The organism is Actinomycetota bacterium, from assembly GCA_005774595.1.
GTDB lineage: Bacteria > Actinomycetota > Coriobacteriia > Anaerosomatales > D1FN1-002 > D1FN1-002.
Genome location: VAUM01000023.1, coordinates 1 through 12,872, shown reverse-complemented (window position 1 = coordinate 12,872; position 12,872 = coordinate 1). Strand labels below are relative to the sequence as shown.

Annotated in this window: 11 protein-coding genes and 1 tRNA gene; all 12 read right to left on the bottom strand. The window is 72.9% G+C overall.

The features are described from left to right. On the bottom strand, window positions 1–356 hold a 356-nt coding region (locus FDZ70_02020; protein TLM80141.1), incomplete at its 3' end, for a hypothetical protein. Beyond that, entirely contained in the window at window positions 353–1,666 is a 1,314-nt protein-coding gene (locus tag FDZ70_02015) for a hypothetical protein (protein ID TLM80140.1), read from the bottom strand. The genes FDZ70_02015 and FDZ70_02020, both read right to left, overlap by 4 nt. Then, a complete protein-coding gene (locus FDZ70_02010; GenBank protein ID TLM80139.1) occupies window positions 1,659–3,260 on the bottom strand; it encodes an O-antigen ligase family protein in 1,602 nt (533 codons plus the stop codon). Before FDZ70_02010 ends, FDZ70_02015 begins: the two co-directional genes overlap by 8 nt. Then, window positions 3,056–4,309, bottom strand: a complete 1,254-nt coding sequence (locus tag FDZ70_02005; GenBank protein ID TLM80138.1) for a glycosyltransferase — start codon at window positions 4,307–4,309, stop codon at window positions 3,056–3,058. Before FDZ70_02005 ends, FDZ70_02010 begins: the two co-directional genes overlap by 205 nt. After that, a complete protein-coding gene (locus FDZ70_02000; protein TLM80137.1) occupies window positions 4,306–5,472 on the bottom strand; it encodes a glycosyltransferase in 1,167 nt (388 codons plus the stop codon). Before FDZ70_02000 ends, FDZ70_02005 begins: the two co-directional genes overlap by 4 nt. After that, window positions 5,469–6,749 carry a hypothetical protein gene (locus FDZ70_01995; GenBank protein TLM80136.1) on the bottom strand — a complete coding sequence of 427 codons (1,281 nt, stop codon included), beginning with the start codon at window positions 6,747–6,749 and terminating at the stop codon, window positions 5,469–5,471. The genes FDZ70_02000 and FDZ70_01995 overlap by 4 nt, the downstream gene beginning before the upstream one ends. Window positions 6,750–6,767: 18 nt before the next feature. Further along, window positions 6,768–8,594 carry a polysaccharide biosynthesis tyrosine autokinase gene (locus tag FDZ70_01990; GenBank protein ID TLM80135.1) on the bottom strand — a complete coding sequence of 609 codons (1,827 nt, stop codon included), beginning with the start codon at window positions 8,592–8,594 and terminating at the stop codon, window positions 6,768–6,770. 11 nt (window positions 8,595–8,605) lie between these two features. Further along, on the bottom strand, window positions 8,606–9,439 hold the full coding sequence (locus tag FDZ70_01985; GenBank protein TLM80134.1) for a hypothetical protein: 834 nt from the start codon (window positions 9,437–9,439) through the stop codon (window positions 8,606–8,608). 129 nt (window positions 9,440–9,568) lie between these two features. After that, window positions 9,569–10,303, bottom strand: a complete 735-nt coding sequence (locus FDZ70_01980) for a hypothetical protein (GenBank protein ID TLM80133.1) — start codon at window positions 10,301–10,303, stop codon at window positions 9,569–9,571. Window positions 10,304–10,307: 4 nt separating this feature from the next. Then, window positions 10,308–11,363 (bottom strand): PASTA domain-containing protein, encoded by a 1,056-nt coding sequence (locus FDZ70_01975; GenBank protein TLM80132.1) that lies wholly within the window; start codon window positions 11,361–11,363, stop codon window positions 10,308–10,310. A gap of 61 nt (window positions 11,364–11,424) precedes the next feature. After that, window positions 11,425–11,499: transfer RNA gene (locus tag FDZ70_01970), tRNA-Met, on the bottom strand. 98 nt (window positions 11,500–11,597) lie between these two features. Next, window positions 11,598–12,872, bottom strand: a 1,275-nt coding sequence (locus tag FDZ70_01965; GenBank protein TLM80131.1) for a cupin domain-containing protein, incomplete at its 5' end; no start/stop codon positions are given.

Sequence of the window (12,872 nt, the reverse complement as noted above, 5' to 3'; positions counted from 1 at the left end):
ATCCGGCCGTCCGGGTGCGTGAGGCGGGCCACCGCCTTGCGCGAGGGCAGGTCCGGCCCGATCAGGACCGCTGCCCGCACGGCGCCCGCGTCCGGCACGAGCGCGCCGAGCACGCCCGGGCGTGCTCGCGTCAGCCGGCGGCCGAGTCCGCACCACGCGGCCGCGCGGCTCGCCGTCTTCAGCACGCGCCCCCGGGCGGACGATGCCGGGAAGAACGAGGCGTCCCCGAACCGGTCCGCGGCGTCCGCGCCCCGGAGCACGAGCAGCCGTGGTGTTCCCGCGACGGGCAGGGACAGCGCCTCACCCGGCGGCAGCAGGGCCGCCGCGACCTGGAGCGCCGTCTCGCCGGACGTCACCACTGGTACATCCACTCCCGTTCGCTCATCGCGCGCATCACGGCGTCGGCGGCCGCGGCCTCCGGCACCTCGCCGTTCGCATCGATGCGCACCGCGTTGCCCTCGGCCGCCCATGCGCGATACACCGCGCACGACCGCCGCAGTTCATCCTCGGCCACCTCGGACTTGCGCGCCAGCGCCACGTGAGGCTCGACGTCCGCGAGGAGCGTCACGTCCGGACGCCGCACGAGCGCCGACAGGAGCCGGCCGGCCCACGGCCCGCGCGTCCGATAGCGGCGCGGATCGAGCGCGAGGTCAGCGGCGTGGCGGTCGTAGAGCACGAGCATCGAGCGGACGCGGGCGGGGTGGTCCTTGAGAGCGCCGCCGAGACGGTAGTCCGCCAGCAGGTACAGCATCTTCGCAAACGCGGCGAGCGCGCCGTACGGGCGCTGGTCGTGAGGGGCGGACGCCGCCTCGCGGCCCGACCGGCGCGCGCCGAGCAGGCCCGGACGCAGGTGCCGGTACTCCACACCGCGGAACGCGCGCGCAAGGGCGCCGTCCGCCAAGCGCCGAGCGAGCGTACTCTTGCCGGACCCGTCGACACCGAGCAGCGCCACGACGGCGCCCGTCGGCCGCAGGAAGCGGAGCGCCCGACGCCGCCACTCCGCGGCCGTGTCCGCAAGGCCCCGCACACCGCGCCGCTTGCGGCACGCGCGCAGGAGCGCACGGCGCAGCTCCCCTTCGTCGCTGGGCGCCCGCCCGCCGTCTGCGAGCCACGCGGCGACCCTTGCACCGGCGCCGTCACCGAACAGGCGGCGGCACCACGCCTCGGTCTCCGTGGGGCCGGCGTCCGCCGCCAGCGCGCGCAAGCGCGCGACGTCGGCAGGCAGGCGGCCCTTCAGCGCGCTCTTGGCCAGCCGGTAGCCGAACGCCGCGGCGCCGGCGACCACGGGCGCCTCCTTCCCCGCACTGGCGGACGACAGCAGCTCCTCGGCGTCGATCAGGTGCACGCCGCACTTGCGGTAGTCCGAGCAGAAGTCGAACGCGACGGCGACCGCCGCCCCGCCGAGCACGCCTCCCACGACGACGTACGCGGCCGTCGCCTCGTGCCGGAGCACCTGGACGACCTTGAGCCCGGAGTCCGCGAGGCCGTCGCGCAGCGCTGCCGCCACGCCGGGCAGCGACTCGCCCGGCACCACGAGGTCGATGTCGCCCGGGACCTCGTCCGGAAAGCCCGCCGGCACCGCGAGCAGCGCGTGCCGAACGCCCGCCGCCCCGAGCACCTCGAGCACGTGGCTCACCACCGTCGCCGTTGGCGTCGTCTCACTCATCGCCGGCCGCCTCGATCGCCGTCACGTCCGCAGTCACGGGCGGCATGCCGACCAGGTAGCCGGCCATCGCCCAGAAGACGAGGCCGCCGAAGGAGAACTCCAAGTAGGGCTGCCCGATCGTCTTCACCAGGCTGAGCAGCAGGAGCGTCGAGAGCCAAGCGACCACCTGCGTCCGCACGACGTCGCCCTGCGCCTCCATCGCGCGGCGCCCCGCGTGCAGCAGCAACATGACGATCACGACCATCCAAGCAGCGAACCCGATGACCCCGGTCCTCAGCAGCACGGTGAGGAAGGTGTTGTGGGGATCACGGACCACCGCGGTGGCGGACAGCTTGAAGTCGATGAGCGCGAAGCCGAACCCCTCGCCCCACACGATGTATGGAAGCGAGCTCGACCACGTCGCGAGCGTGTCCCGCGCCCAGTCGAGCCGCTGGGCGAGGCTCCCCGCTCCGGGTGCGTCCGGGTCACCCGCGAGGCTGGAGAGGTGCTCGATGTAGAACTCCGGCGAGATCGAGCCCAACCGGCCCCGGACCACCCCGGCCGATGCCGCGAGCAGCAACGCGATGACCACGACGCTCACGACGAGGGAGCGGTACGCCCGCCCGACACCGAACGTGCGCCCGATCCACAGCATCACGAGCGGCACGGCGAGGTAGATCGTCCGCTCCTGGAACAGGAGCGCCAAGCCGAGCAGCGCACCTCCGCCCACCGTCGCGACCCAGCCCTTCACGCCGCTGCGCGCTGAGAACGCCCAGACGGCGCACGCGACGAGCGTGACGGCCGTGGTCGTGTAGAACCCCATCACCGGCACCACCTTGAAGATGCCGCTGACCGGCGAGATCGCGCGCACCGTCGCACCGAACGGGAACGTCACCGCGTACGCGGCCACCAGCACCGTCACCATGCCGATGAACCGGCGCACCGATGCGAAGCCCTCGTCCGCCCTCGCCCACGCGATACCGAACAGCATCATCACGCCCTCGATGACGACCGTGGCGTCACGGACCGCCCACAGCCCATAGTCCGCGACGGACGCGAGCAGCCTCGGCAGCGTGAGCAGGAACAGCCAGAGCCACGCCTTGGGCACCGGGAGCTTCAGCCAATCCTTGCCCGCGGCGCCGTACGCGCCCAGCAGCACGACGAACAGGACCGCGTGGACGAGCGGCATGCCGACGCCCGGGACAGGCACGTTGACCGCCCCGTAGTTGAACAGGGTGACGAACAGCACGACGCCCATCCCGAGCGTCATCCACCACGGCTGTCTGCGGCCGGACCAGACCACGCCCGTCACGAGCACCGCGCCGAACAGCCCGAATGCGACCCACTCCGGCGCGAAGACGATCCCGACGCCTGCGGCGACCAGGACGGCGAACAGCCCTATGCGCATCGTCAGGCTCGTGGCAGGCCCCCAGCGCCCGTCGGCCGGTCCGCGAGCAGCGCTTCGTAGCGGGCCATCCACGCCCGCGCGACCGCGCCCCACTCGTACCGCGAGGCGAACACCCGCGCGCCGGCCTGCCCCATCCGGACGGCAGCATCCGGGTCCGAGACCACGCCGGCCATCGCCCTCGCGATGCCGTCGACGGCCTCCTCGCATCCCGTCGGCGGCACGAGGACGCCTCCGCCCTCGCGGAGCAGGACGCCGGGGCCGCCTGCGTCCAAAGCGATCACCGGCACGCCGCGCGCCATGGCCTCGAGACAGACCATCCCACCCGAGTCGTGGAGGCTCGGATGCACGAGCGCGGTGGCGCCCGCGATCGCCGCCAGCGTCCGCATGCGCGGCTGCGCACCCGCGAACTCCACGGCGTCGGGAACGCTTGCCTCGCGTGCCGCGCGCACGAGGCGCGCCCGTTCGGGCCCGTCCCCGATCACGACGAGATGCACGCCGCGCGACTCGAGGCCCGACCGCGCGAACGCGCGGACCGCGAGCTCGACGCCCTTCCAGCCGAGCAGCCGGCCCACCGTCACGAGGTACGTGCCCTCCGCAGCCGGGCCGGCCGGCGCGGGTGTGTCGTCCACAGCGTCCGAGCCGATCCCCTGCAGGACCTCGACCCGGGGCGCACCCATCCGTCGAAGGGCCGCGGCCGAGTCCGGAGTCGTGCCGTACGCGACCCGCGCCGCCCGCGCGGTCGCGCGAACGACCGGATCGGCCGTCGCGGCCACGAACGCCGCGGAACGCGCTGCCTCGTACGCGCGTGCGCGCGGCGAGAGGCACCCGCGCATGCCCGGCGGGACCCTCTCACCGCCACCGACAGGCCCCCACACGAACGGCACGCCGAGCCCCGCACACGCGCTGGGCGCTGCCATCGACACGAACGTGACGTGGTGGGCGACGTTCACGGGCGAGTCCGCGTGCAGTTCGCGCGCAAGACGCCGCGCACCCAGCTGCCACACGTAGTGGTAGCCACGGGCACGCAGGAGCGTGCGCTTCGCGGCGAGCACCGCGGCGGGCAGGTCGTAGTAGGCGAAACGCGGCGCCGGGCCGTCATGCGACTCGAGAGCCGCCTCGATCGCCGGGCGGTTGTTCGCCCGCGTGATCACCGTGACTTCGCAGTACGCCGCCACGGCCGTCGCAAGACCCCATCCGAGCCCCGGCTCGGAACCGGAGCCCGGCTCGCACGCGTATGCCGACAGCAGCACCCTCATGCCGCCGCCTCGGGGTACACGAGCCGCCCGTAGCGCTCCAGGTGGACCGCCGCGATACGGTCCCAGTCCAGGAACCTGGCGACCTCCTCGGCGGCCGCAGAGCCCGCCGCGCGCAGCTCGTCCGCCCGACCCAGCATGGAGCGGATCCCGGCGGCTGCGGCGCCCACGTCGCCGGCCTCGCACACGGTCACGTGCGGGAGCCTCGCGATGAACTCGAACGACGCCAGGCCGACCTCGTCGGAGGCCAGCGCCGGCACTCCGCACAGCAGCGCTTCGGCGAGCGAGAGCCCGAAGCCCTCGTTGCGGGACAACTGCGCGTAGAGATCCGCGGCCGCGAGCGCCGCGGGCACCGCGCTGCGGTCGACCGCCCCGCTCACCGTCACGGCGTCGGCGACCCCGAGCCCGCCGGCGAGCGCGCGCAGCTCGTCGGCCGCCCCTCCGGGGTCCGGGCCCATGATCGCGAGGGACATCGGCGGAGCACCGGCGCCGCCGGCCGCCTCGGCGAACGCCTTCACGAGCACGTCGAGCCCCTTGCCGCGGACGTCCAGCCTGCCCAGCGACAGGACCCGCCGCGGGCCCTCGGCACCCGGCGGGCGCGGCGACGTCCGCGCCGCGGTCACCGACGCACCGCCCTGCGGTGCGACGTACACCTCCGCGCCCGGCAACAGGCCCTTGACCGCCGCCGCCTCCGCCGGGCACAGCGCGTGGAGCGCCCGTGCGCCGCCGCTCGCGCGGCGCTCCTCGAACGCAGCCCAAGCGGACTTCACTCCCCGTGCCCGAGCGATCACCGCGGGATGGTACGCGCCATGCGGCGAGAGCACGCTCGCCCTCGCGACGGCTCCGTACACCCACAGGTTGTCGGCGTTGAGGCCCCCGTGCACGTGGACGAGATCGGCGCCGATGTCGCGCAGGCGCGCCATCTCGCCGCGCGCCGGCGGCCTCACGAGGCGGTTGCCGCCCAGGTGCAGCCGCCGAGCGTATGCGATGCGGTGCAGAACCGCGCCCTCGGGGATCCGGTCGCCGTACAACGAGCGTTCCTCGCCCTCGTAGCACGCGAGATGGACCTCCGCACCAGCGCGTGCCTGGGCGGCAGCGAGCCCGACGACCGCGCCCGCGACCCCTCCGCCCCCGAGCAGGTTCGGGTACCAGTGCAGCACCTTCACGCCGGCACCGCCTCTGCCGCGCCGGAGCGCGGGCGACGCAGCGCAAGCCACCACAGGAGCGCCGTGTCGACCGCGTAGTACGCGGCGAGCGCGATGAACGCGCCCTCGCCGCCCCTCCACGCCGTGAGCGCCCAACCGCCGAGCACCATGACGACGCCGCTGGCCAGCTTGACCTTCAGGATCACCTTGGGGCGCCTGACGGCCCGCAGAAGGACCGCCGCCCCGCTCGCGAGGCCCATCGCCAGCGGGACCACGGCTAGCCACCGCAGCATCGGGGCGTAGGAGTCGTAGACGCCGCCGTAGAGCACGGACACCAGCCAGCCCGGCGCGATCAGCATGACGGCGGACCACAGCGCGGCGGGCGCGGCGAATGCGACGCTCACCGCGAGAGCGTCCTTGGCCCCTGCGCGTTCACCGGCGGCCTCGACGCGGCCCGCGACGCGCGGAAGAGCGACCATCGAGATCGCGGTGACGAGCCGCATGATCGGCGAGTAGAGGTTCTGCAGCGCCCGCATCCCCCCGAGCGTCGCCGCGCCAGCGAGGCCGCCGACCACGCCCAGGAAGACGAGCCCCTGTACCGAGGTCGTGACTTCCGTGCCCGCCAGCCAGCCGCCGTAGCTCGTATGCTCCTGCGCCACGCGGCCCAGCAGCGCCCGGTCGAGCGCCCCGGACGCGTCGATCCCGGCGGCCGGCAGCCCGGCGGCGCACGCGGCCGCTCCCGCGACGGCCGTCGCATAGAACGCGGTCTCGGGGCCGAGCACTCGCCACGCGTGCAGCATGGCGATCGCTGCCACCAGCACCACGCCGTAGACCACCGAGGTCCACGTGCTCGCCGCGAGCTGACCCCGGACGTACAGAGCGCGCTTCGCGAGGTACAGCAGGTGCAGCCCGGCAAGCCCCACGGCGATGCTCAGCGCAGCATCCGCCACTCCCACGCCCGCGCCGGCGACGCCCGCCGCGAGCCGCGCGAGCCCTACGACCACGACGACCGCGACGGAGACGGCGAGGTGGATGCCGAACACCGCGCCGACGTACCTGCCCGCCCGGTCCTTGAAGCGCGTCGGCCCCAGCACGAGCACGGGATCGACGACAAGCCCCGTGTATGCGGACGCGAACAGGTAGAACCACCCGAGCATGAGCGCGTAGCGGCCGTAGGTCTCCGGCACCGTCCAGCGCCCTATCAGCACCGACGACACGAACCCGGCCGCCGAGAACACCACCTGGTCGGCTGCGGCCAGCGATCCCTTGCGGAACCAGCGCGACAGGGTCGCTCTCATCCGGCGGCGGCCCCTTCGCTACGGCACCGGGAACGCACCGCGGACAGCCTCGACGAGCCCCCAGTCGAAGTACGCGTCGAGCGCCCAGGTGATCGTTGCGACGATCGCCAGGACCAGGAGCGCGCCGAGCAGCCCTGCTATCGCGCGCCCGAGGAACTCCGCGAACCGGCGGCCGGGGCTCTTCGACGGCACCCATTCGGTGTCCGCCTCGGCAGCGCTCACCTGCTGAGAACCGCGCGCACCGCCCGCGGCCCCCTTGCCGGCCTTCTTCTGCCCGCCGCCGGTGTAGTAGTCGTGGTAGTAGTAGCCGCCGTAGTAGGCGTAGGCGCCCCCGTACGCGTTGGGGCCTCCCCCAGGCTCCAGCCCCCACACCACGCAACCGACGAGACGGGCGCCGGCCTTCTCGAGCATCTCGCGCGCCTTGCGAGTGGCCTCACGCGTGGAACTGCCCGCCCGCGTGATCATCAGCACGCCGTCCACCCACCGCGCGAGCGCGGCGGCGTCCGAGACGGCGAGTACCGGCGGGGTGTCGATGATGATCCAGTCCGCCCACTCCTCGAGGCTGTCGAGGGTCTCCTTCATCTTCCTGGAGCTCAGCAGCTCGGACGGGTTGGGGGGCATCTTGCCCGACGTCATGACCAGCAGCTGCTCGTCGCCCGGGCGCTGCAGCACGGCCTTCATCGAGTGACGCCCGGTGAGCACGTCGGACAGGCCGACGGTGTTCGGCACGCCGAAGAACGCCTCGGTCGTCGGACGGCGGAAGTCGCACGAGATGAGCGCGACCTTCTGCCCCGCCTGCGCGAGCGAAGCGGCGAGGTTCGACGCGACGGTCGACTTGCCCTCGCCCGGCGCCGCCGAGGTCACGAGGATCGTCTTGATGTTGCGCTCGAAGTTCACGAAGTCCAGCGAGTTGCGGATCACGCGGTAGGCTTCCGCGGCGGGCGACCCCGGCTTCTCCACGATGGTCAGCCGACGCGACTCGCCCTTCTCGAACCGCTCGATGGGCACGTGGCCGAGCACCGGCGTGCCGAGCAGGCGCTCGGCCTCCTCGGAGGACTTGATGGCGTCATCCAGGTACTCGTACAGGAACGCCATCGCGATGCCGAGGACGAGGCCCAGCGCGAGGCCCAGCAGGCCGTTGCGCACGAGCCCCGGCGAGGAGGAGTAGTTGGTGCCCACCGCCGGACTGACGATGCGGCCGGCACCGGTCTCGAGCTCCTGGTCGATCCTCAGCTGCTCGAGCTTCTCGGCGAGCGTCGCGTAGCCGCCGGTGGCCATGTCCATCTGCGCGGCCAGTTCATCGTTCTCGGAGTCCTCGCTGAGCTTCCGGCCCACGGCGAGGATCTCCTCGCGCGCCACGGCGAGCCGCGACTCCACCTGGACCGCAGCCTCCTTGAGCGCCTCCTGCCGTGTCTCGCGGGACCACGTCACGTACTCGTTGGCGAGCGTGTTGGCGACCTCCGCGGCGAGCTTCGGGTCGTGCGCCGTGACCTTGATGACGACGATGTTCGTCTGCCCGGCGGCTGCCACCGCCACGTTGCTGAGCAGTGACGCGGGGTCGGTCTGCAGGTTGAGCTTCCGGATCGTGTTCTCCGCGAGCGGGCGCAGCTGCATGAGCTGCACCTGCGTCATCAGCGCGCGCTCCGGCTGACCTACGGAGCCCCCGAGAAGGTCGCTGAACAGCCCGGAACCCGAATCGGGGCTGACCAGTACGCTCGTCTCCGCCGTGAAGGTCGGCTGCTGGAGCAGGCTGGCCGCGACCGCGGCGATGGCCACGACCAGCACCGCGCGGACCACGACCCACTTGCGCGCACGCAGCACCCTCAGGTAGTCACGCAGCTCCACGCGTCACCCCTCTACTTCGCCGTGGCGACCTTGCGGAAGCGGGCGAGGAACCACTGCTCCTCGCCGCTGACGGTGGTCGAGACGGCGACGATCTCCGCCTTGACCGTCTCGTCCTTCTCGTACATCGTCGCGGCGATCGTCGCGGTACGCGGGCCGCGGACGACGCCGTCGATGGAGACGCAGGTCACGTTGCCGGCGACGTAGTCCTCGAACACCGGCTGGTTGGCGGCCTGCTGGTCGAAGATGGTGTTCAGGACTCCGATGTCCACTTGGCTGATGTCAGGCAGGCGCAGCGGGGGATCGGACTCCGCGCGCCCGACGCTGTCCGCCGATCCGCCCATGACGGCCTTCCGCATCCCCCTGAGTCCCTCGACGTACCAGTTCTCGCCCGCCTTGCGCAGGTAGAGCTCGCCCGGCGCAGACGTCCCGTCGGCGAACTTGACGGTCATCGTCATCTTCTCGGCGTAGTTGTCCCCGCTGTTCGAGCCGAACCGCAGCTCCCGGACCTCGCCGTTCAGCAACTTGCCGATGTTGACCTGCGACTGCACCTGTTCGGCCCAGGTCCGCAGCGCGAACTCCCGCGAGACGCCCTCGGGCAGATCGAGCGCACCGGGCGTCGACGTCGGCGTGGTCGAACCGCCCGTCCCGCCGCCCCCGGTGTCCCCATCGCCGAACCAGCCTTCGACGAGTGCGACGACGCGGTCCGCAAGGTCGCTCTCGAGGGCGTCCGACACCAGTGAGGCGCCGTCGAGGAAGTAGAACGCCATCGCGAGCGAGGCCCCGGACAGGACCACGAGGAAGAACGCCAGCACCACCGGGCTGCTTCTCTTCTGCGTCTGGGCCACGACTACGGCATCCCTTCTGGTGGCGCCGTGACGGCCGCCTATGCTCCGCCTCGCGACGGCTGTGCACATTCTAGCCGATGAACGGCCGTCCCGACCACTCGCAACGGTCCTCCGCGACCCTCCGGACCGCTACTCCGCGGGCGCGTATGCGAGGCGCGGCGCGGCCGCCTCGAACCGCGTCGCGAACTCGTCGAACCGCCTGCCTGCCAGATCCCCGCCGAGCGTACCCGCGGCGGCCATCCGTGCGAGCGCGCCCGGGTCCGCGAGCAGCGTATCCGCGGTCACGCTCGCGACCGCCGCCCGCACGCCGCGCGCAGCGGCCGGGTCCAGCGACACGCTCGCGAGAAGCAGCGCGGGCAGGTCCTGGCCCGAGACCTCGTTCGGACCCTCGGGGAAGTCCACGAGCCGCTCGCCGGTGAACACACTCATCGAGCGGTCGAACGTCACCGTGGCCGACGTCGGCCGCGTGAGCATCGACCGCCACTGCGGCCCGCGCACGACGAGGCTCGGCAGGACGGGTGCGGAACCGACCGCCGAGTAGGCGACCGCGACCGCCTGCCCGCCCCCGAACGGGTACGCGTCACGCAGCGTGTCGTAGGTCGTGCCGGCGACCGGTGCGCTCGAGGACGTGTCGACCTCGCGCACCATGCCGGCGGCGAGGTCGACGTCGAGAGCGGCCCACGCCACCTGCACGCCCTCTGGATCGACGGACTCGAAGACGATCAGCACGCGCTCCGGTGCGGATGAGGCCGGTTCGGGCGAGCCGATGTTCCCAATCACGAGCGCGAGGACAACGACCGCGGCGATGATGCCGCCTGCGATCGCACCGGTGCCGAGCGCACGCCTCCACCCGCCGCGAGTCATCACGTCAGTCCTTCCCGAGGTAGGTGAGCACGCCGGCCGCGATCCCCGCGGCCAGCTTCTCCTGGTAGGCGTCGGACACGAGGAGGGCGTCCTCCTCGGCATTGGACATGAATCCCGCCTCCACGAGGCACGACGGCACCTTCGACCAGTTGAAGCCGGTCAGGTCGCCGCGTGCGGACAGCCCCCGGTCCTTCGCGCCGCTGCTCTTGATCACCGCAGCGTGCACCACCTTCGCCGCGGCCAGGCTCTCGTCGTGGATCGGGCCCGTCCATGAGTTCTTCGCCGGATACAGCGTCGACAGGCCGCGCATCGAGCGGTCCGTGTTCCCGTCGGCGTGGACGCGCAGGAACAGATCCGCCCCCGCCGCGTTGGCCTTCTGCGCGCGCTCGGCGTTCGAGATCGAGACGTCGTGCGCCGTGCGGACCATGACGACCTTCACGCCTGCGGCCTCCAGGCGCTTCCTGACGCGCTCCGACAGCTCGAGGGTGAACACGTACTCGGGCTTGCCGGTGCTCACGCCCGTCGTCCCGCCGGTGACGCGCATCTTGGTCTCGCTCGAACCGGGGCCGAGGGGCTCGGGGCGCTGATCGGACGTGCGCTGATGCCCGGCGTCGATCACGACGACCTTGCCCGCGGACGAGGCCGCTGCAACGACCGCGGGCGCCGTGGACACCTGCGCCGGCTCCGACCCGGGCGCGTGCGTGAGCACGACCACGCTCCCGCGTTCCGCGAGCGCGCCCCCGCCGGGCGACTGCGAGAGCACCGTGCGCGCCGCGTCGGCAGGCGCGGTGGCGGCCTCCCGCCGCTCGACCGTGAAGTACGTCGCGAGCACGGCCTCCGCCTGCGCGAGCGGCTCCCCGACGACGTCGGGGACCTCGACGGGCACCGCCGCGGCGATCGGTGCGGACTGCGTCGAGGTCAGCGAGTCGGGGACGAGCGCCGCGGGGACGGGCTCGCTCTCGGCGGTGACCAGCGCCATCGCGACGCTCGCGGCCACGATGACGAGGCCAGCGCCCACAAGCCCCGCCGCCAGCCACAGCCGCCGGCGCTCCGACTTCACGCGGTCTCTGCGTTCGCTCCTCGACAATGGACCCAAGCCTCGATGATCGGCACGGTGGCGATGGTGGGCCCGGCAGGATTCGAACCTGCAACCAAGGGATTATGAGTCCCCTGCTCCGCCGTTGAGCTACGGGCCCGTCAGCACAACGGCCCTCAAGCGGGGCCGTTTCACGGTCACGATGATACCACCCGCAGCGCCCCCGGCCGCAGCGCGGCGGGCCCGCGCACCCCTTGCTCACACGCCGCGACGGTAGTCGTCCTCGTAGCGTTCGATGTCGTCTTCCCCGAGGTAGTCGCCCACCTGCACCTCGATCACCTGCAGCGTGCCGCCGGACGCGTTCTCCAAGCGGTGGACCGTGCCCGCCGGGATGAACGCGCTCTCGTTCACGTGCACCGGTGCGGTCTCGCCGTCGCGGGTCACGAGCGCCTCCCCTGCGACGACCACCCAGTGCTCGCTGCGGCGCCGGTGCGACTGGAGGCTCAGGCGTCCGCCCGCCTTCACCTCGATGAGCTTCATCTGGAAGCCGTCGCCCCGCAACAGCGTCGTCCACGAGCCCCACGGTCGCATCGAGGTGCGCGGGTGCACCACCTCCTCCGCGCCCGCGGCGCGCAGCGCGCCGACGACCTCGCGCACGTCGCGGACGCGGTCCTTCGCGCACACGAGGGTGGCATCGGCGGTGTCCACGACCACGGTGTCGGCGAGTCCCAGCGTGGCGACGAGCCGCTCCGGCGCGTACACGATGCAGCCGTGCGAGTCGACGTCGACGCCGCGTCCCGTGCGTGCGGTGCCGTTCGAGTCGCGGACGCCGGCGGCTTCGAGCGCCGTGAACGAGCCCACCTCGGCGAGCGACATCTCGGCGATGACGGCCGCCTGCGGGACATCGATAGATGCCGCAAGCGACTCGATGGTCTGCGGGGCGATGCGTGCGAACGCGGCGCGCGCCTCGGGTCCGGTCCACTCGGCGACGGGCATGGACGCCACCGCCGTGCACGCGCCGGCGATCGCCCACCCGGCATCACCGGATCCGGCGACCGCCTCCAGCAGCGCCGAGGCGCCGAACGCGAGCATCCCGGCGCTGCGCACCACGTCACCCGCGGGCGCGGGCCCGGCGGCGAAGCCCGTGACGGAGCCCGCGCCGTCCGTGAGCAGCCAGTCGCGCTCGTCGTCCGCGCACGGCACGCGCGGGCACACCCAGGCGACGGCGCCCGCGGCTGCGAGCTCGACCGCACGGCGCGCGGCCCCGGCCCAGCCGTCACCCGCGACGACGTGGTCCGACGGCACGACGATGCAGACCGCCTCCGGGTCGGCAGCGGCGGCGTGCGCCGCGGCGAGCAGGACCGCCGGGCCGGTGCCGCACCCGAGCGGCTCGGCGAGGAAGCCGGTGGCGTGGAGGCGCTCGTCGGCGTTCGAGGCGAGGTTGTTGCGCAGCTCGTCGACGAAGCGCTCGCCGGTGAGCACGGTGATGGCGCCGGCATCGAAGCCGGTGACATCGCCCACGAGGCGCACCGC

What these genes read in the sequence shown, in the direction of transcription:
- FDZ70_02015 (TLM80140.1), bottom strand. Translation starts at nt 1,666, where the DNA reads ATGAGTGAGACGACGCCAACGGCGACGGTGGTGAGCCACGTGCTCGAG.
- FDZ70_02010 (TLM80139.1), bottom strand. Translation starts at nt 3,260, where the DNA reads ATGCGAGGAGGCCGTCGACGGCATCGCGAGGGCGATGGCCGGCGTGGT.
- FDZ70_02005 (TLM80138.1), bottom strand. Translation starts at nt 4,309, where the DNA reads ATGAGGGTGCTGCTGTCGGCATACGCGTGCGAGCCGGGCTCCGGTTCC.
- FDZ70_01995 (TLM80136.1), bottom strand. Translation starts at nt 6,749, where the DNA reads ATGAGAGCGACCCTGTCGCGCTGGTTCCGCAAGGGATCGCTGGCCGCA.
- FDZ70_01980 (TLM80133.1), bottom strand. Translation starts at nt 10,303, where the DNA reads ATGACTCGCGGCGGGTGGAGGCGTGCGCTCGGCACCGGTGCGATCGCA.